An 834-nucleotide genomic window follows, 5' to 3' on the forward strand; every position below is an offset into this window, starting at 1 on the left:
TAACAGCCGGCGTGTCGCAAGTTCTGTTCCTTCATCGCGACCAGGCATTGCGGCTCGTCGCGCAATATATCGACCACCATTTCACTGCAGCCGCCATCCAGATAACAGACAAACATCACCAATGCGTACATCGTTGCACGCCTCCTTCGTCGAGTTGCCTTGTCTGCAACAGTGTAGGTAGAAAAGCGCGATTTTTCAGCATCATTGCGCGATTAATCGCCATGGAAACGCCGCTGACGACACTTTCGGAATACTCTACCCGTTTCTGACGCCGTAAGCGGATGGCATATCCTTTTGTCGATGCTAAGCTTAACAAGCCTTACTTAAACGCATTACTGCAACCATCAAAAGGAGTGAATATGGGCTTGTTTAACTTCGTCAAAGAAGCGGGCGAAAAACTGTGGGATACAGTCACCGGCAATGCCTCCGCCGAAGATCAAAGCGCCAAACTCAAGGAACATCTCGATAAGAGCGGCCTGCCGGGCACCGACAAAGTTGATGTGCAGGTGGTCGATGGTAAAGCCGTAGTGACCGGCGACGCCGTCAGCCAGGAGTTAAAAGAGAAGATCCTGGTGGCTATCGGCAACGTGGCGGGGATCAGCGGCGTGGAAGACAAGGTGGCGGTAGCGCAATCCGACGCCGAGAGCCGCTTCTATACCGTGAAGAAGGGCGATACGCTGAGCGCGATCTCTAAAGAGATGTACGGCAACGCCAATCTGTACAACAAGATTTTCGAAGCCAACAAACCGATGCTGTCGAGCCCGGACAAGATTTATCCGGGGCAGGTGTTGCGTATCCCGCAATAACGCATCGGTCTACCCAGGCCCGGTTACG

General features: G+C 53.1%; 2 protein-coding genes. One reads left to right on the forward strand and one right to left on the reverse strand.

Translation table 11 applies throughout. The features are described from left to right. Positions 1 to 131 (reverse strand): DUF1482 family protein (locus tag ADK28_RS30540; RefSeq protein ID WP_075202135.1); only part of this gene is annotated, 131 nt, incomplete at its 3' end. A gap of 228 nt (positions 132 to 359) precedes the next feature. On the opposite strand from ADK28_RS30540, the gene lysM reads away from it, so the two are divergent. Next, entirely contained in the window at positions 360 to 806 is a 447-nt protein-coding gene (lysM, locus tag ADK28_RS23495) for a peptidoglycan-binding protein LysM (protein WP_016927389.1), read from the forward strand. The last annotated feature ends 28 nt before the right edge of the window (positions 807 to 834 follow it).

The organism is Serratia sp. 506_PEND (genome assembly GCF_001076875.1).
GTDB lineage: Bacteria > Pseudomonadota > Gammaproteobacteria > Enterobacterales > Enterobacteriaceae > Serratia > Serratia marcescens.